Raw genomic sequence first — 18560 nt, 5'->3', positions numbered from 1 at the left:
TTTTAGGGGAAGGGGGTGTGGGTATTGCATCCTACATCCTCACAACCTAAAACCGATATTCCCATGCTTAGTCCAGAACAACGCAGCAAACTCGATCGCGCGGAAGATACTTTCTTTTATACATTTCCTCGTTTTGTCACCCACGCGGACAAGTATTTTTTAGCACGGTTAACGAATCTTTATCGAGAACGCCTCGAACCCAATAGCCGTATTTTCGATATGATGAGCAGTTGGGTGTCCCATCTACCCGAAGAGATAGAATTTGCCCATGTTGAAGGTCACGGCATGAATGAGGAAGAATTGGCTAAAAATCCTCGCCTCGATCGCTATTTCATTCAAGATATTAATGAGAACCCCAAATTCCCACTCCCCGATAATGAATTTGCTGCGGTTCTCAATTGCGTTTCTGTTCAATATATCCAATATCCCGAGGCGATATTTACGGAAATTCAGCGCATTTTAAAGCCTGGTGGTATTGCCATTATCAGTTTTTCTAACCGGATGTTTTATGAGAAGGCGATCGCCGTTTGGCGAGAAGGGACAGAAAACAGCCGTCTCGATCTGGTGCAAAGTTATTTTCAATCGGTTCCCGGTTTTAGCGACCCAGAAATTATCGCCCATCGCTCCGAATTGGGGAGTTTCTTGCAAATGTTAGGGATGGGAGGCTCAGACCCTTTTTATGCGGCGATCGCATCTAAACAATAATCTACAAATCTGCCTTAAGGATGAGAAAGACAGAAACCAACTTATAACCGAGAGAATTTGAAGTTTCAAGTTATTTACTGTATACCTCAAGGTAGAACGAAATGATTGCATAAATATGACACCTTTATTAGAAACAACTTTGGCGATCGAAAATGTTCCCCTTCTGATACAACTTCCCCCAAAACCATCTTGGGTGGAAGAGATTTTAAGCAGTGTCGGTCAAAACTTGGGAACTTCGGCGATCGGACTCGTACAGGCGATCTTGATCCTTCTTGTGGGTTGGATTGTTGCGGGAATCATTCGTAAAATGATTTACGGATTGCTAAAGCGAACTGACATCGACAACAAAATTGCCTCTTGGATCACCGGTCAACCAGGCGATTCTACTGTTCCCATTGAGCAATGGATAGCAGAGATAGCTTATTGGTTAGTGATTCTCTTTACGGTAATTGCAGCATTAGAAACCTTGAAATTGCAACAGGTTTCCCAACCCTTACGAGTTCTGCTCGAGTCTGTGACGGGCTTTCTACCCCAGATTGGCGGTGCAGCAATTCTTGTGGGTTTGGCTTGGTTATTAGCAACCCTGGTTAAATTGATCGTGACGCGAACATTGCGAACGGTAAATCTTGACGAGCGTTTGGGACAGCAAGTAGGAGAAACTCCAACCCCTCAATTTTCCCTTTCAGACACAATTGGTAATACTCTTTACTGGTTTATTTTTCTCCTATTTCTGCCTTCGATCCTCAGCACCTTGCAATTAGAGGGAACTCTCGAACCCGTCCAGGATTTACTCAATCAAATTCTGGCAATTCTCCCTAATATTTTAGCGGGAATCTTAATTGCTTTTGTGGGGTGGTCGATCGCGCAAGTAATTCGTCGAATTGTTACGAATTTACTGGCTGCTTCGGGAGCCGATCGCTTGGGCGCTCGTTTTGGCTTGACAGCAGCCGGGGAACAACGCTCTCTCTCTTGGATTTTAGGAACGGTTGTCTATGTATTGGTCTTGATTCCTGTTTCTATTTCGGCGCTGAATGCTTTACAGATCGACGCGATTTCCGAACCTGCGATCGCCATGTTAGAGCAAGTTCTCGTTATTTTACCTCAAGTCTTTACCGCCGCCTTAATTCTCGTTTTGGCTTATTTGGGTGGTAATTATGTGTCCGAGTTGGTCGCAAGTTTGTTAGTGGGACTTGGCTTTAATAATGTTTTGCAGTGGTTGGGTTTATCGGGTATTGTAGCGAAGACGACCACGACTGTAGATGTTGAAGGCGCAACCCCTTCGGAAACTCCCGAAACGAAAATCCCCACCCGCACCCCTTCGGAATTGGCTGGGACGGTTGTGTTAATTGCGATTATGCTGGTTGCTACTTTAGCAGCAGTGGATATTTTGCAAATTCCTGCTCTGACGGAGTTCGTCCAGGGAACAATGCAAGTTGGCGGCCAAGTTTTAGTGGCGATGATTATTTTCGCCGTGGGTTTATATTTGGCGAATTGGGCTTTTAATTTGATTTCCAGTTCTGGCAACCGTCAGGCACGCATTGTCGGTCATGCTGCCAGGATCGCCGTCATTGCCCTTGTTTCGGCGATGTCCCTGCGCCAAATCGGGATTGCCAGTGATATTGTCAATTTGGCTTTTGGCTTGCTATTAGGCGGTATTGCCGTGGCGATCGCGATCGCCTTTGGTTGGGGCGGTCGAGATATTGCTGCCGAACAAATCCGAGGCTGGATCGATGATTTCAACAAGAATGATTAGCTGATAAGTAGGGTTTTATTCTCCTCTTGATTTATTTAATAATCTTTGCTTAATAACCCGATCGATCGCACTTTCCCTCCCTAACTTTGTTGGAGTGGCGAGTGCGATTTCTGACTCTCCTTCAAACAATAGCAATACATTCAATTTCAACTAACACCCCTTTAGGCAAACGAGATACTTCCACTGTGGCACGAGCGGGGGCAGTGTCTTCCTTAAAATATTCTCCATAGACTTGATTCATGGTCGCAAAATCATCTAAATTTGTTAAAAAAATCGAAGTTTTCACTACATTTTCTAAACTGGCTTCGGCGGCTTGGAGAATTGCACCGATATTTTTCAGGACTTGATGGGTTTGTTGAGCAATATCTCCTGTACCAACAATTTCTCCTGTTTCGGGATCGAGGGAAATTTGCCCAGCCACAAAAATCATTTGTCCTGTTGCGGCGATCGCTTGGTTATAAGGACCGACGGGAGCAGGTGCTGCATTGGTTTTAATAACTTTTTTGGTCATTATTTCTACAAATTACAAGGGATAAATTTCATTGTAGAATTAGATGAAGGTGATTTTACAAATTTTAATATTCTCGCGATCGCATTAAATGGTAAATCTAGCATTGTGGCAACTCATCGGAGGTTTTTTGCATGACAAGGGGACAAGCCAATACTCAAAAACTTCTGCTCGAACCCGGTACATTATGGCAGAAAACAACGGAACGAACCCAAAGTGCGATCGCTTCAGGCGCATTACAATCTATCCCCACGGAATACGAATTTATCGAGCAAGCGGGGATTAATTTTCTCGTGCGAATATCTTTAAATCTTCGGCGTAAAGAAAAAGATCGACAACAAAAAGAAAATAAAACCAAAGCAACCGGAAAAGTTTTTAATCCTTTTCTACCTTACGAATCAGAACTTTTTGTGACTGATATTTCCCCAACGCATTTATGTTTATTTAATAAGTTTAATGTCGTAGATCGCCATCTTCTCCTTGTTACCCGAGAATTTGAACATCAAGAAACATGGTTGACTTTAGAAGATTTTACAGCGATGTGGGCTTGTTTAACAGAAATTGATGGTTTAGCCTTTTATAATGGGGGAGAGAAAGCCGGAGCAAGTCAGATGCACAAGCATTTACAAATTGTTCCTTTTCCTCTCATTCCGGCAGGAGAAAATATGCCCATCTCGCCGTTAATCTCTACAGTTAAATGGCAAGAAAAGATAGGAAAAATTGATTCTTTTTCTTTTAATCATGCTATAATAAGATTTGATTTTAAAGATAATCTTTCGATTTGGGATAAAGCACAAAGAACGCTGAATTTATATCAAGATTTATTAAATAAAATCGGTATATTTCATAATGGGGAAGAGCGGGGACAACAAACCCATGCTTATAATCTTTTGGCAACGAGAGAATGGCTCTTAATTGTGGCGCGATCGCAGGGGGAATTTCAATCCATTGGTGTTAATTCTCTCGGTTTTGCTGGGACATTTTTTGTGCGCGATACCGAGCAACTTAATTTACTCAAAAAATTAACTCCCTTAAAAATATTGAAAAATGTTTCCTTTTAATTGAGCTAAAGATCGATCGCCCAAGCGCCACCAGTATTAAAATAAATATAGAGATCTAATTTGTTTATTTTTTCTGCATTATGAAAGTCGTCGTAACAGGTTCATCAGGACATATCGGCTTTAACGTCGCCAAATGTCTATGCGATCGCGGTTTCTCAGTTCATCTTTTAGTGCGTAAAGTGAACGCCAATATAATCACTCTCGTCAATCGAGGTGCTAACTATAGCATTATTGATTTCCAGAAACCCGAAACTTACGCATCTCTTCTTACAGGAATAGATTGTCTTTTTCATCTAGCCGCAGAAAACACCACAGACAGAAAAGCCTCTCTTCGTATTCTTGAAAGCACCATAGGACTGACTTCTACACTCTTAAAAACCGCAGCACAGAGCAATGTTAAAACAATAGTATATACGAGTTCCGTTGTCGTCCTCGGACGCTCCAACAACCCCAAAAACCTACTCTCAGAAGCAGATCGGACGACAGTGTGGGAGAGTCCCTATATCGAAGGGAAAGTAGAAGCAGATCGACTCTGCGATCGCCTAATAGTAGAGAGCAATTTAGATATTCGGCGCATCTATCCCTCTTGGGTCGTCGGACCGGGAGATCTGCGGGGAACCCCTCCCCATCAACTTATCAATAACTTTCTCCAAAAGGGACAGAATTTCTTTTTCAACGGTGGTATTTCCATTGCTGACGTGGAAGCCGTTGCTAGAGGTCACGTTGAGGCTTGGCTATCCGGTCAACCTCAAGAATCCTATATTTTAGCGGGCGAAAATATTACCTTTCGTGATTTTTTCACCTTACTAGCAGATATTAGCGGTAAAACTCCACCCTTTATTCCCCTACCAAAATGGGCGATCGTCCTCGCTACAGTGGGTTTGAAGGCACTCTTAAGCCCCTTTGGTAAGGAGCCACCCCTAGACCCTCAATATGCACGTAGCGTCATTGGCAACTATAGCTGGTACGATTCGAGTAAAGCCATCAGAGAACTAAATTATCAGATTCCCACGGCTCGAACAAGCCTAGAGCGAGCCATTTTAGGCGAACGCAAGCGCTTGGCTGGAGTTTATAGCCTGGGACTCCCGCGCCACCAAAACGCGAGGACTGGCGCGAAAAAAATAAAGGAGGAAATGCCTCCACTCTTGCTTACAGGTGTACCAGGATGGTTAGGAAATCGCTTTATCGATATACTCATTAACGGCGATCTTCAAGGACAGATTCCCCCCTCTCGGAAGGTTCGTCTGTTGGTTGAGCAACGAAATGCAAATTTGCTCGATCTCCCTGACAATTTCGAGATATTCCCTGGAGATATTGGCGATGCTGAAGCGGTTTTCACTGCTCTTGATGGCATTGGTACTGTATTTCATTTAGCGGGTGCGATCTATCCTCCCCGTATTGAAACTTTATACCGGGTCAATGAACAAGGAACCCGCAATCTTGTTGACCAGTGTATTCGCCGAGGGGTTCGTCGTATCCTTTATATGGGAACAGACTCTATTTGCGGACAGGGAACCCCAAAACAAAGGCTTTTCAACGAACATACTCCCGATAATCCCTACAGACATTATGGGCGCAGTAAGTGGAAAGCAGAGCGCTACATTTTGGAGAAGTCTATAGCGGGTGAAATTGATGGCACCTCCCTGCGGGGTTTCTGGTTTTTCGGTCCCTATGCACCCCCACGTCAGCAAAAGTTTTTCAATCTCATGCGGGGACAATATCAGCCTGTTTTCGGACATGGTAAAAACTATCGCAGCATCTCCCATGTTGATAATGTAGTTTCTGCATTCTTGGCCGCAGAAAAGTTGCCTGCTACTTATAGTAAATGGTATTGGATTGGAGATAGGAAGGCTGATTACACAGTTGACGAAATTTATGGGCTTCTCTGTGCAGGTTTTGGGAATACTTACCGACCCATCTATATCCCTACTTTGGTGTGTAGTTCCATGAGGGTTATTGATGCAGTGATGGGCAAATTGGGCAGGCTACATCCTACTATACATGGTATTGGTAAGTTTTCGTTTGATATAGCGGGAGAAATCGATGCCGCACAACGAGATTTTGGTTATACTCCTATGATTTCTCTTGAGGAATATGCTCGAGATATTGCCTCGATTTGAGAGTAATTTTTGCTCTCAATATTTGATATTATTATCGTGAAAACAGTGATGACAACCCAAACAACAACAGAATCTCTGTTCGATCGCTACTGCAAAAATCCAAGAGATCCCGAAGTATTGGCGGAACTCATGCAAATTGAAGATGAATGCGGTGGCGATATCTCCGTCGGGCGCTATGGCGATCGCCCTCATTACTTCCGCAACTTACTGCGATACGGTCCCAAAACCGCCGATCGCATTGAGGAAGTGCAAGATTTTTTGCGATCGCAAGTTCAAACCGACGCAACTATTGCCGATGCCAAGGCTTTCTTATTAGAACATTTTAAAACACCAAGGCCGGAGATTCAGAATATCCTCGAAGCTGCGATCGAAAGTGACGAGAAAGCAGTGCGAGAGGAGAAAACAAGAGAGGCGATCGCATTAGCAAAGGGAGAGAATCGAGAGAGGGTGGAAAAACTCAAGCAGCAGAGAAAAGGGAGTGGTTAACTCGCTAATTCGATGGGAATCTCGTGACCTGTGGCAAATTCCGTTAATTTGCGTTTATTGGGATGATGAAATGCAAGAACGATATATTGCCTCGATTTGAAAACAATTATCGCACCTCCGATCGCTCTGGCTCGAACATTCCCAAACCATAGTGAGAATTCCAACCGATCGCAAAAGGAACGGCAATGTCTTCGGCAAATTCCAAGCGCAACCAAAATCGACGCTCGAAAATTCTGCGATTTTGGTGCGGGCGATAAAAGGGGATTTTATTTCGAGAGCGCTCTAGTGGGGGTATTTCTTCAATTCGCGCCGGATTGGGTAGTTCTTCATATCTCAAAAGGTTTTGTATTTGCGATTCTAAACAATCTTTAGGCTTATTTGGCCAGCGCGGCAAAATAAGGGGCGTTTTGGACACCCAGACACGCGATCGCCGCGCTGGCCCCGGCCAGTCCGGCGCGAAATATTCTACCCTTGGATACCAAGCTGGCCTATCGCTCCTATCCAATTCGCGAAGTTGGAATAAAGAATCCATTGCCTCTCGGTCGAACCCCATCCTGGCATATAAATTGATCGCTATAATTCGTCCTCGTCCGTCAAACTCCGGGAAAAATTTGGCGTGTTCCGGTGTTTTGGTATGCAAGGGTTGTCCGTTTGCTTTACCGCTAAAAACCCGATGGCCGTCTGATAACTTCGTAAGCGATCGATGCAGACGATCGGTCAGTTCCAGCATGAGAGGAGTGGGAGGGAGCAATCGCCGCTCTGCATCAATCCGCAATCGCACGTATTTGGGAGCGGGAGTCGATCCCTGGGAAATAATATTGGAAACAATAGTCGCGCTGGCCGGATTGTCGGAATAGCCGACGAACTGACTACCTGGAACTCGCGACCAGCCTTGTTTTTGCACCTCGACATAATTGATATCCAAGGCTTCCAATACTGTTTGGGGCAAAGAAGGTGGATTTTTTTTGTCAAGGTTGAGAGCTTGTATCCCAGCTAAAAACCCCTGCAATCCTTCTGGAGATAAAGGAGCCATTAAAGATACGATAGCATCTTTTTTATCGGGGACGGTGTTGGGTTGCTTCGGCAGATTCTCCACGACAGACATTTGCACCCAAGATTCGGAACGTCCGATGTAGGGAACGCGATCGCAAAGTTCTTCGAGCAGGTGCTGTTCTTTTTCAGGTAAATCTGCGTCCCAAGACACATACACAGAGGCTTGTTCGTCGAAGGGTTTCCCATAGCAACAAAACGAATCAATTAACCGCCGTCGCTGTACGAAATTCCTGCCTTTGGGTTCGATGGGGACGCTCTGGCGAACGTGACCTCGAGTTGAAGGAGGGACGAGATACGAGGGAGGCCTGGAAGCGAGGGAATTCATCAAGCTCGCTAAAGTATCGCGATCGCAGTCGAATCGATAGCTTATGGCCACCAGCGCCCGTAAAATTCGCCACGGAGCGGGAAAGGGTTCTGCTACTCCTTCGTTGGGGTGGGAGTCCCACGGGGTTGCATGATAGCGCCCCGTCAGAAATTGAATTTTTATCGTTGTTGTCATTTTTTGTTCGTTACTGCATCCGCGAGAACAATAGCTTCGCCAAAGGTTGTTGATTCGACCAACCGCTCGGTTAAATCCGTAACGATTGTTGCCAATGCCTTTTCATCGGGAAATCCCAACTCGAAATAATTGCCGCGTGCCTTGAGAGGCAATCGAAAAGCAAGATCGATTTCTCCACTTTCTGTAAGTTTGGGTTGAAGAATGCAGTGCGATCGCAAGCGCAAGCCGCGATCGATAAATCGCAGAATTTTCAACAGCGAAATGGCAATCGCCCAACCGACAAAATTCTCTCCAAGTTGATAGCTTCGCAACAAATCGATATCGAGATGAAAATAAGCATCAATTGATTCTGGCGACCATAAGGTTGCACTGGTTTGAAAAGTTCCGAATCCTTCCTTGGATGTTTTTTTTTCTTCTTGTTTGGCGTTAATGCGATCGCTTTTTTGGGTTCCATATTCGACGGCTTGGATATTTGTCGCTTCGGCAAATCCTGATAATGCCGCCGTTATTTTTGCCCCGCCGCCGCGTACCTCAAACTCTTTCGAGTAGCTCATAAAAGTGCCGTGAATCAGGCTCATGGGGTCTACTTCAGCAAATAATTTTGCCATTTTGACGCGATCGCCATCAGTAGCTTTTAGGCGCTTGCCAAAGGTTTTCTCGAATGTCTCATGGTCAGGAAATTCTGATTTAAAAATATAGGGACTGTTCAATCGGTGAGGCTCGTGTAGGCTAGTGGTTAAGAGCTTGTTACTCTTGGTATTGACAGTCACAAATGGCATTTTTTGGAGACAAGCGATCGGCTTATCGATGGTATCGTCCCAAGTCATTGTTTCTAAACGGTTGGCTATGCTGCCATGGGTGTCAAGAATGCCGTTTTGGGTATTATCCGGGCGGGTAAAAATAGCATTGCCAATATCTTGATAGGTGGGCAATTGGATTGCTTTGGGTCCGTAGGATTCGAGTCCGAGATGGAAAGCGATCGCGTTGAAGTCGCGAAGCTCGTTAATTTTCGTCTTGTTTGTCGTCATTGTTTTTTTGATTTGTCAAGGTTGAGAAGGTTTTTCGTTAATACAGAGATGGAGGAATTAGAGAGCGGAAAAGCAAGCGCTGCTGCCCATCGCCTCGATAGGTGCAGTGGCAAATCGTACCCGCGTTGGAGCGTGGGAATATTATTTCCCGAGCTTGTATCCGTCAGTCCTGACAAATTACCTCGCAAGCGCCGTAAGGCTGCATCCATTGCGATGCGAGAGCGACCGGAGGACAGCCCCGAAAGAATTTGTCCTTCGTATTTGAAAGTCTCGATTTTCGGGTCTTTTTTGCTATCCCTCCATAACTCGCACCAATGCCAGCAAATCGCGATCGCCTCGAAACCTGGCGAAAAATTGCCTCGTTGAAACCCTAGATCGACTTTATTTGCTTGTACTACCCGCAGCCCCCTTGCCAATTTCCAGATGCGATCGTCGTCCGTTTCCAGTCGCAAGAATTGAGCTAGATCGTCTAGGCGGGCGTAAGGGCGGAATCGTTGAGGAATAGTATTTTTGTGCTGGCTGGCATAAATCGCCCAGTTTTGACTAGCGGCGATCGCTGCCGATTCCAAATCCCTCGTTCCCCAAGGCAATAGATGATTTAACAGATGATTTAACTTTTCTTGCTCTTTATTTTTGGGAGAGAAACTCCAAGCATGACTTAAGGCGATCGCCAGTCGAACTTCAGGACAGTTATTTTCCTCGAGCAATCGGTCTGCCCATTCCTTGTCCAATTGAGGTCGCCGGATATCCTTGAATTTGGAAGGAGAGCGATCGGCTCGCACGAAAGATTCTCCCAAGTCGATAACGAAATCTTCCAAGCGTCGCCGTCCGGTTAAAGTCTCGAAATAGCGCTCTTTTAAAAGCCGCGAGTTAAAACTTTTTACCCATCTTTCAGCTTGCGAAATCAAAGTCACATCGTCTTGCTTTGTAAAAAACGTGCCGAGGTGACAAGCCCAAGTATTGCCTTGTTCGCTGGCTCGTTCGATGATGCCGTAGCGCTCCAGTCGTTTGATGCCCGTGCGTCGAGCTAATTGGGGTAGGGTACGAGCAAATTCTAACCCGTTTTTTGCAGGTTTATCATCGAGACGCGATCGCCCCCGAGCAAACAAGCGCTTCAGTTTTTTGGCATTGAGAGGTTGCGACCATACAGGCAACCACAACTCGAGCCGGAATCCTTCCTCTGCTGCACTCGCGTAGCCGACATTGCTGGCTCGGACGGCAAAAGGAACCGCAGCGCTGCCCGAGTCCAAACCATCAAGGCGATTGGCGGTTTGACTGGCAAATGCCAGCAATCCCTCAAAGGATAGCGCCAGTTCCCACGGGTTGATTCGCTTGTCCTCAAATTTGCTGCCATTTTTGAAATTGCGGTTCAATCCGCCTGAATTGGGAGAGTAGAGGCCAGGGGAAATTTTTTTGAAGGCGATTGCAGTCTCGCCGCACAATAACGCTTGTAATGCCATGCGACTGTCTGGTTTGGGGGCTCCCGACTTGTCGAAGAGTTCGCGAAGGGTTTCAGCAAAAACTTTGGAGTATTCAACTCCATCATTGCCGGCTTTCCCCGCAATGGCTATGGTAGTCAGTGCGTCTGGTAAAAATGCGTAGACTGTATCGATCCAGTGCAAGAAGCTCGGAGAGGCATTAGCGCGGAGGCGAGTGACGAAGACTTTCTTGCGGTATTTGTCGTTTTTATCTTTGTCGTGTTTGGCATAATCTCCCATGTTTGGATTTTGGAAAAATCCTTCATCGGTGGCACGTTGGTATTCGCGATCGATGGTCGCGATCGCCTCTCGCAACAGGGCAAAGCGATCGCCTTGGCTTTGTCGGAACTCCTCAATCCAAGGCGCGTAAGTTTTGCCCTGTTTGGTTTCTTTGAACCATCCCCCCGATTTGTTCCACGGGGTGAAAATGGGGGAGGGCTGATAACTTTTGAACAGATAATCGATTACTTCGTCAAGGTCGCGATCGACCCAAAAGCGATCGCCCTGCCAGTATCCTTGCAAATCCGGGACGAGGCGCAATAGTCCCAATGCCGCTAAATAATTGGAAAGCGGACGCACCATCAATCCTGTTTCTCCCGTCTTCCTTGCTTTCGGCTCGGGTTGCGAGTAGTTTAGTGGCAGTTCTAATTGCTTCATGCTTCCTCTCCTTTTTCATTAGGGTCTGGAGCAAAGGCACCGGGTTCGGCACTGGCTCGCCAGTCGGCTATCCGCAGCAATGCTTCCAAATAAGTGAGGTTAAAAGGACCGTATTTTTCTAAAAGTTCATCAACGTCATCTCCCCAGTTCCCCGACCAGTAAGCCATTTCTTTGAGCTTCAGGGTTTGAGGCGGGATCGTTCCCAACTCATCGCATAATTGAACTTCTTCGACTTTATCCCCATCGCGAATGCCCTTGACTAAATCTTCAGACTCCCCTGGCCACGGTTCGATGCAAGTGCGAATTTTACCGTGATGGCAAAGGATGAGGTACTGGGTTAGGGGTGATTCACCGCGATGGCGAGCCGCCAGCATTGAAGCCAATTCGTGTCGAATACCGGGGCGATCGGGGTTCGTTCCCCGCCAGCGAGCGATTTTTGCATAAATTTCTGTCGTTTCCGCACCTGCCGCACATTTCCAGTCGGGGTGAGCTTTGCCGTAGTCGTGCCAGCCTCCAGCGCGAACGAATTCGTCGCGGAGGGGTTCGGGTAATAACGCTGATAACTCCTGACATTGCTTGGCTGTATCGATGGAATGCTGGTAGAGCGTTACCCAATTTTTAACCCATTGTTGGGAATGGCTGCTGTTATCTTCATTGCGGGAATCGTGGGCGATCGCGTCCAATTGTAAATCATTGGGTTTATCTTTGGCATCTCCGCTAAAACCGATTTCTTTCGAGTATCCTCCTGCCGAGCGGGGGAGTAGTACTATCATGCCAGGAACGAGGTAGAAATAACGGTCGTAACAGGCTTTGGTCCAATTCCAAATAAAACTTGTCTTTCCCTTCAAAAAGTCACGAGCCGTTCCGATGCGAACGCGGCACAGTTCCTCGCGGCGCAATTTGCCTCGTTCTGGATTTGGTTTATCTTCAAAGTCGCGCCAGCCGATAAAAATGTCTTCTTCTTTCAGTCCTCTGACGAAAATACTGACATCCGTGCGACTGCCTTGCAAGTCTTCGTCGGTATGGAATAATTCGAGCAGGTCTTTTTCTTTGGGAATGGGTGTAAATTCTGGTTGCGGTCGAATGTTGTAACGCTCTTGCAGTTCTTTGACCGCTTTGATGCCGATTTCATCTGTATTTTGTAGAATTTCGCGGCATTGTTGCAATTCGATCGCCTCGTAGGGGAGTGCGTTCCCATCGCTAACGTCAATCCAATAGACGATCGCCGCTTCGTTATTTTCGCCTCGGCGGTTGCAGCGTCCGACTCTCTGGACGAAACTCCACCACGGACAGAGTTCTGAGAATGCGACGATCGCATCTAGATCCACTCCCGCTTCGATAGTTTGGGTTGCGATAATGATGCCATCGAACGCTTTTAATTCATCCAAGACAGGGCGATCGCCTTCTCGGAATCGCGAGTGGACGAGTAAATATTTTTCCCCCATTTTGCGGAGGTACGTTGCGATCGCTTGGGCGCGTTTGACTTGATTGACAATAATGAGAACTTTGCCACCAACTTCCCGATGGGTTTCTACTGCTTTCAACGCCAAGGCTGGCCAAGGGTCTTTCTCTTCGGTTGCCCACTGTTGCAGTTTCTTCCGCGCCTCGATGCGTTTTTTCAAGATTGGATGTTGGCGATCTCTTTCGTTTAGTTCGATTTTGTCGATCTGGCGAGAATAATCAGCAATCTCCTCAAGTTTGGAGTCGTCTAGGGTTGCCGATAGCCAAATGCTGTGGGTTGAATGGAATGAGGGAAAGCGATCTCGCAATCCTTGCAATTGAATACTTGTTTTAAAACCTGCCCCCATCAGTTGCGTTTCGTCGAAAATCCAAAGCGTGTCTTGGCTCAATAATCCGAAATCGATCGACCACTGATAAGGAGACATGGCATAACCCCGATTCAATGAGCGACTGAGAAATTGATCTTGCGTACCGATGAGGATGTAGGGTTGTTCTGGATATTCAACCCAATCGCGGGCGACTGCACCGCCTTTGAGAACGCGAACGGCAAATTTGTTCGGGTTGGGGAGATTTGTTTCGTCTACTAATAGTTCCGCTTGCTGCAATGCTTCTTTGGTGTTGGATTCTACCTGTTCTGTCAGCGCTCGAGCGGGCAAGTTGTAGGCTAAACGCCGCCACCGTCGTGCTTTAAGCCACTGCCAGATAAAACCTGCGATCGCGGTGGATTCTTTACCGCTTCCAGTTGGCACGCCAATGCAGTTTGGCGGGATATCCAGCAGAAGTTTTTCGGCAAAGCGGATTTGATAGGGATAGGGAGTAAAGCCATATAGCGATCGGTAATAATCCTCAAACTCGATCATTATTTTTTTCGTGCTGTTGCATTTTTACTCTATAAATGCTTTGGTTTTAATAATACAAATATAATTTACAATTGTTAAAATAACAAAGGTTTTGCGCGATCGCCCTATCCATCCATATTATTGCGATTATTTTAGCTTTTTGCGGATACCGGGGGGTCTCAAAATCTGTAAGGCAGAAAAAATCGCTGGATTATAGAGATGGCAAGGGTTTGAGGAGATAGTCTGGGTTTGGCGGTATCCGGGCTTTACGGGATAAGGGTTTTGGCGATTAATGCTCCCCATCCGGTAACACTGATTTCTCTCAAATGAGGCGGTATCCGCTACCGAACCTTGAAAGCTAAATATCATCTGGGTTTGAAAGGGGGTTGGTCACAATGCTCACCATCCGGTGAGACTGATTTCTAGTAAAAACCGCCCTTTTGCACTTGTGAAAAATACGCTGTCACAATGCTCACCATCCGGTGAGACTGATTTCTAGATTCCGATTGGGTAATTGCTTCGGTCTCGAGAAAGTCACAATGCTCACCATCCGGTGAGACTGATTTCTAGAACCCGATCTTCAATCCCGGTGGAGACGACGCGATGTCACAATGCTCACCATCCGGTGAGACTGATTTCTAGTCACGACGAGGACATGGATACGGAGGATATGGATGTCACAATGCTCACCATCCGGTGAGACTGATTTCTAGAGCGTAGCCAGTGCTGACCACACCAAAGGCTGAAAGTCACAATGCTCACCATCCGGTGAGACTGATTTCTAGATCGATATCGCTTATCAATGAGAAATGGCTGCAAAGGTCACAATGCTCACCATCCGGTGAGACTGATTTCTAGAATTTCGCGATCGCACTCAATAGGGAGTCCGCGCTGGTGTCACAATGCTCACCATCCGGTGAGACTGATTTCTAGAGGGAAGGGTTAAACGATCCCCGTCCCCAACTCGTCACAATGCTCACCATCCGGTGAGACTGATTTCTAGGCGGACGGGGAATACAATCCCCCTTTTTTGACGAGTCACAATGCTCACCATCCGGTGAGACTGATTTCTAGAATGATAAGGATTGCCCCCTCGACATGACTGAGAGTCACAATGCTCACCATCCGGTGAGACTGATTTCTAGGCTATTTAGGGCAGGATTCCCCCATCGCACACCAATAGGTCACAATGCTCACCATCCGGTGAGACTGATTTCTAGTATCGCATCGAAAGAAAGACTAGCGAAACTTAGGTCACAATGCTCACCATCCGGTGAGACTGATTTCTAGGCAAAATATTATCTCCTAATAGGTGATATTTGCACTATGGTCACAATGCTCACCATCCGGTGAGACTGATTTCTAGGTAGCGATGCAAATCTTTGAGATGGGAACGATAGTCACAATGCTCACCATCCGGTGAGACTGATTTCTAGGCATCTCTTCTAAAGTTGATCGCGACGAACGGCAGTCACGTCACAATGCTCACCATCCGGTGAGACTGATTTCTAGCCTCACCCCAGTTCTTTTGGCCATCGAATATTCCTGAGTCACAATGCTCACCATCCGGTGAGACTGATTTCTAGTAGGAAGTAGCGCCCCTACTGACTGGGAAAACAAGTCACAATGCTCACCATCCGGTGAGACTGATTTCTAGTAGCTGCAACCACGATGAGATTGTGATACTAAGAGTCACAATGCTCACCATCCGGTGAGACTGATTTCTAGGTACGAATCCGAGAATGTATCCACAATGAAGGTGGTCACAATGCTCACCATCCAGTGAGACTGATTTCTAGCTAGTACGTTATTTGCTCTTAATATTTGTTTTTCTTGACGAAGGGGTTTTATTTATTTATCTTGTTCTTGGCGATCGCCTCGATACCCGTAAAAATCAACGCGATATTCACTAATTTTAACACCTGTTTGTGCTTCTATTTGTTTAATAATTTCAGGAGGTAATTGAACCTGAACATCGATAATTTGTCGGGTATCCAAACAGTTAACATGACTGTGTATTTCGTTTTTATTTCCATACAGTCTCCCATCGCAACGTTCTACACATTCAATAATCCCTTGACTCGAAAGCGCTTCTAGGTTTTGATAAACGGAAGTATAGCCAATTTCCTTGCCTTGTTGGTTGAGGCGATCGTAAATTTCCCGTGCTGCAAGATGGTCCTCAATAGTCCATAATAACTCTAAGATGTACTTACGCTGGCGACTCAAACGCATTCCCAAGGTTTGACAGCGATGATAAGCCTCTGCTAGGGAAGAAATGGGTTTAAGTAGACTTTGCTCTGTTGGACAAAGAGGACTTGTTGAGGGCTTGATTTCGGTCATTGGTATTGATTTTCCGATATCCTAGTATTGCAGAAAGCTAACTCTTTCAAAGCGATCGCCTATCTGAAGCGATCGCCCTAATTCATAATCGTTACCACTTTAACTTAAAATCTGTATAAATGTCTACCTAGAGAGAGATGCAGAAGGCGATCGCACTCTATCTTAAGAATTACTAAGTTTAATTAGAGTCAAATATCTTATTTTTCATGTCGAGACAACAGTTAAAAATCGCAACAGAAAAATTAGGAAAACCTTGTTCTTACTATCCTAAACTAGCGAAAATTGCGGGAGGAATTGCTGCGGGGATATTGTTAGGCTATTTATTAGAAAAAAGTGAATCTCTGGAATGGATTGGTATTAATCATCAAGATATTGAACGCGATACTGGACTATCTTTAGAGGAACAACGAACAGCTAGAAAGCAATTAAAAGCTAGAAACCTAGTGAAAGAAAGAATGATCGATAATTCCTTGAATTTATCTTTGGATATACAGCAATTTTCGGATAAATTAGAAATATTTGCAAAGTTTATTTTTTCAGAACCAACAATAGCAACCCATTCTCGTAATGATGAAAGTCTGGCTAATCCTGCTTTGGAAAACAAATCGAGAGATCGTTTTTTTCCGGTCAACAGAAAAATTCTTCGAGGTCCTTGGCATTCCCAGGAACAATTTGAAGACTTTCAAAAAGCGTTATTAGAATATTGTAAGATTCAAGGCTTAGATAATCCCATGGCCTATGTTTTCAAAATTGTTGATGGAATGACAAAAGGAATCATCTCTCCCTTTTGGGACGAATTTATCGCCGGAAAACCTTTAGGATCGAGTCAAAAAATACAACAAGAATGGGAAATTAAACCTGGTGTTCCTTATCCGGCATTCATTGAAGAAATAATACAGTATTATATTCATAAAGGAGAACCTATTGATGCTGCTACTGCAAGAGCAAATCGCGAACTTAGAGACATCGATCGCGCTAAAAGTTGGTGGGAAGGTTTCTTAAGAAAAAGCGATCGCTTTGCGGATGAAGCAATAAAGGCTCAAAAATCAGGAGTGCAAACTCCCTATCTCCCTCCCTCTTTTAGTGTCAAAGATGGAGTGAATAAGCAACAAGTTGTGGAAAAACTATTATCGATTCGCGATCGCCATACCTTGAAAGCATCCTCCCGTGAAACAGACTCCCTTCAACCTACAGAAGCATCTAAAAAAGAACCCCATTCTCCCTCATTACCGATTCTCCAAAAAGCCTATAATACCCCTATCGGTCGAACTTTTATTGGTCGGCAAATTGCCATACATCCCGAATGGGGCTATAAAATAGTTGACGGAAAAATAGTTGATGTTTATCCTTTTTAAAGGAGTCAAAAAATGAAAAAACTATTCCAGATTAATTTTACCCAATCAAATCCCCCCAAACTCTCCCCCGCAGAACGAAAACAACAAATACAAGCAAATTTAGAGCAGGAAAAGCAAAGAGGATATACACAATTAACGGAACTCTGTCGTTTGGGAGAAATTGATGCAGCAAAACACCTTGCATCTCGCAATTCGCGGTGGGGTTATGAAATAATTGATGGGGTTGTCTTTGAAAAACTAGAAGAGGAAACATGAATCATCAAATCAAATTAGATGTCGATCGCCTTCACAAACTCGATCTCTCCCCTGCAAGTGCGATCGTTGAAAAAACCTTGTTAGATATCAAAACATCTTTCCCAGAATCATTAATTACTTTTGAGATCGACTATCCCAGGGAAGAAACCGATCCCCGAGAATTGTCGGAAATTCCTGAAATTCGCTTGTGGTTTTTACGCTTGGATACTCGCTATCCTTGGCTGCCTTTTCTGTTAGATTGGAAAAGCGAACTCCCTCGCTATATTGCTATGCTCGTTCCCCATCAGTTCCATCGTACTGATGGCATACAATATAACCCCGAAGCCTTAGAAATTGCGATCGCGCAAAAAACCTTTATTATTTCTGATTGGTTGCGCGATCGCGGCATTCCTGCCCAAGAAAAATTAAAATCTATGTGGATGACTGTCGGTTACAATCTTGATGATAGTTTCTTTGACCTGTTTAAGAATAATTAATCATTAAAATATGGAATCTCCCATCGAACGATTTAGACTCTCTCAAACTGCAAAAGAGCAACTTTCTAAGCTCAAACGCTATACCAAAATTGAGCAATGGAATATTCTTTGTCGTTGGGCTTTTTGTTTATCTCTTGCGGAACCCAGTAAACCTTCTCCTGTTCCTATTCCAGCCGATAGTAATGTTGAATTAACTTGGCGAGTCTTTGGGGGGGAACTCTCAGATGTTCTAATTATTGCCCTTAAACAGCGCTGTTATCAAGATGGTTTGGAAACGAATAAAACCATTTTAACCGAACAATTTCGCCTGCACCTACATCGCGGTATTGGTTATCTAGCGGGAAATCCTAGCTTAAAAACTATTGAGGATTTAATTGCAATTCCCCTATGTGAATACACCCGCTCATCATCCTTCGGATAGATGAGGGGCTTCACTCTCCCATAACGTAGAGAGAGTGACGGGTATTCTCCGTTTGTCTGAGGAGC

Annotated in this window: 15 protein-coding genes and 1 CRISPR repeat array; of the genes, 9 read left to right on the top strand and 6 right to left on the bottom strand. The window is 45.1% G+C overall.

Annotated features, from left to right (window positions below; genetic code table 11):
- Positions 1-63: 63 nt before the first annotated feature.
- A complete protein-coding gene (locus JUI58_RS10555; protein WP_204103745.1) occupies positions 64-705 on the top strand; it encodes a methyltransferase domain-containing protein in 642 nt (213 codons plus the stop codon).
- Positions 706-820: 115 nt separating this feature from the next.
- Positions 821-2458 (top strand): mechanosensitive ion channel, encoded by a 1638-nt coding sequence (locus JUI58_RS10550; protein ID WP_204103744.1) that lies wholly within the window; start codon positions 821-823, stop codon positions 2456-2458.
- 121 nt (positions 2459-2579) lie between these two features.
- Here the strand turns inward: JUI58_RS10550 and JUI58_RS10545 are convergent, their stop codons facing one another.
- Positions 2580-2969 carry a RidA family protein gene (locus JUI58_RS10545; RefSeq protein ID WP_204103743.1) on the bottom strand — a complete coding sequence of 130 codons (390 nt, stop codon included), beginning with the start codon at positions 2967-2969 and terminating at the stop codon, positions 2580-2582.
- A gap of 131 nt (positions 2970-3100) precedes the next feature.
- On the opposite strand from JUI58_RS10545, the gene JUI58_RS10540 reads away from it, so the two are divergent.
- From JUI58_RS10540 to JUI58_RS10530, 3 genes are all read left to right on the top strand, one after another.
- Entirely contained in the window at positions 3101-4027 is a 927-nt protein-coding gene (locus tag JUI58_RS10540; RefSeq protein ID WP_204103742.1) for a phosphorylase, read from the top strand.
- 80 nt (positions 4028-4107) lie between these two features.
- Positions 4108-6147, top strand: a complete 2040-nt coding sequence (locus JUI58_RS10535; protein ID WP_204103741.1) for an NAD-dependent epimerase/dehydratase family protein — start codon at positions 4108-4110, stop codon at positions 6145-6147.
- Between the two features lie 48 nt (positions 6148-6195).
- The gene (locus JUI58_RS10530; protein WP_204103740.1) at positions 6196-6633 is read left to right on the top strand and encodes a hypothetical protein; all 438 of its coding nucleotides are present in this window, start codon (positions 6196-6198) and stop codon (positions 6631-6633) included.
- A gap of 106 nt (positions 6634-6739) precedes the next feature.
- Here JUI58_RS10530 and csb2 read toward each other — a convergent pair whose 3' ends face one another.
- The 5 genes from csb2 to JUI58_RS10505 all read right to left on the bottom strand — a co-directional run bounded on the left by csb2 (position 6740) and on the right by JUI58_RS10505 (position 15988).
- Positions 6740-8185: a type I-U CRISPR-associated protein Csb2 gene (gene csb2, locus JUI58_RS10525; RefSeq protein ID WP_204103739.1), complete on the bottom strand. Its 1446-nt coding sequence runs from the start codon at positions 8183-8185 to the stop codon at positions 6740-6742.
- Positions 8182-9213: a type I-U CRISPR-associated RAMP protein Csb1/Cas7u gene (gene cas7u, locus JUI58_RS10520; protein ID WP_204103738.1), complete on the bottom strand. Its 1032-nt coding sequence runs from the start codon at positions 9211-9213 to the stop codon at positions 8182-8184. Before cas7u ends, csb2 begins: the two co-directional genes overlap by 4 nt.
- A complete protein-coding gene (gene csx17, locus JUI58_RS10515; RefSeq protein ID WP_204103737.1) occupies positions 9210-11348 on the bottom strand; it encodes a type I-U CRISPR-associated protein Csx17 in 2139 nt (712 codons plus the stop codon). The genes cas7u and csx17 overlap by 4 nt, the downstream gene beginning before the upstream one ends.
- Entirely contained in the window at positions 11345-13669 is a 2325-nt protein-coding gene (gene cas3, locus JUI58_RS10510; RefSeq protein WP_204103736.1) for a CRISPR-associated helicase Cas3', read from the bottom strand. Before cas3 ends, csx17 begins: the two co-directional genes overlap by 4 nt.
- A gap of 368 nt (positions 13670-14037) precedes the next feature.
- Positions 14038-15447: direct repeats of the CRISPR family, unit length 37 nt; unit sequence GTCACAATGCTCACCATCCGGTGAGACTGATTTCTAG.
- Positions 15448-15499: 52 nt separating this feature from the next.
- Positions 15500-15988, bottom strand: coding sequence for a Fur family transcriptional regulator (locus tag JUI58_RS10505; RefSeq protein WP_204103735.1), 489 nt, complete (start codon positions 15986-15988; stop codon positions 15500-15502).
- Between the two features lie 206 nt (positions 15989-16194).
- Between JUI58_RS10505 and JUI58_RS10500 the strand changes: the two genes are divergently transcribed.
- From JUI58_RS10500 to dndE, 4 genes are read left to right on the top strand one after another with little or no spacing between them, the layout of a single operon-like run.
- Positions 16195-17343: a hypothetical protein gene (locus JUI58_RS10500; RefSeq protein ID WP_204103734.1), complete on the top strand. Its 1149-nt coding sequence runs from the start codon at positions 16195-16197 to the stop codon at positions 17341-17343.
- Positions 17344-17355: 12 nt separating this feature from the next.
- Positions 17356-17598, top strand: a complete 243-nt coding sequence (locus JUI58_RS10495) for a hypothetical protein (protein ID WP_204103733.1) — start codon at positions 17356-17358, stop codon at positions 17596-17598.
- Positions 17595-18074, top strand: a complete 480-nt coding sequence (locus JUI58_RS10490; protein WP_204103732.1) for a CRR6 family NdhI maturation factor — start codon at positions 17595-17597, stop codon at positions 18072-18074. Before JUI58_RS10495 ends, JUI58_RS10490 begins: the two co-directional genes overlap by 4 nt.
- Before the next feature lie 10 nt (positions 18075-18084).
- Positions 18085-18495 (top strand): DNA sulfur modification protein DndE, encoded by a 411-nt coding sequence (gene dndE / locus JUI58_RS10485; RefSeq protein ID WP_204103731.1) that lies wholly within the window; start codon positions 18085-18087, stop codon positions 18493-18495.
- Positions 18496-18560 lie beyond the last annotated feature (65 nt).

Origin of the sequence: Spirulina sp. CCY15215 (assembly GCF_016888125.1) — a bacterium.
Classification (GTDB): Bacteria; Cyanobacteriota; Cyanobacteriia; order Cyanobacteriales; family Spirulinaceae; genus CCY15215.
Note: the sequence above shows the minus strand (reverse complement) of the source record. Positions and strands in the feature narration are given on the sequence as shown.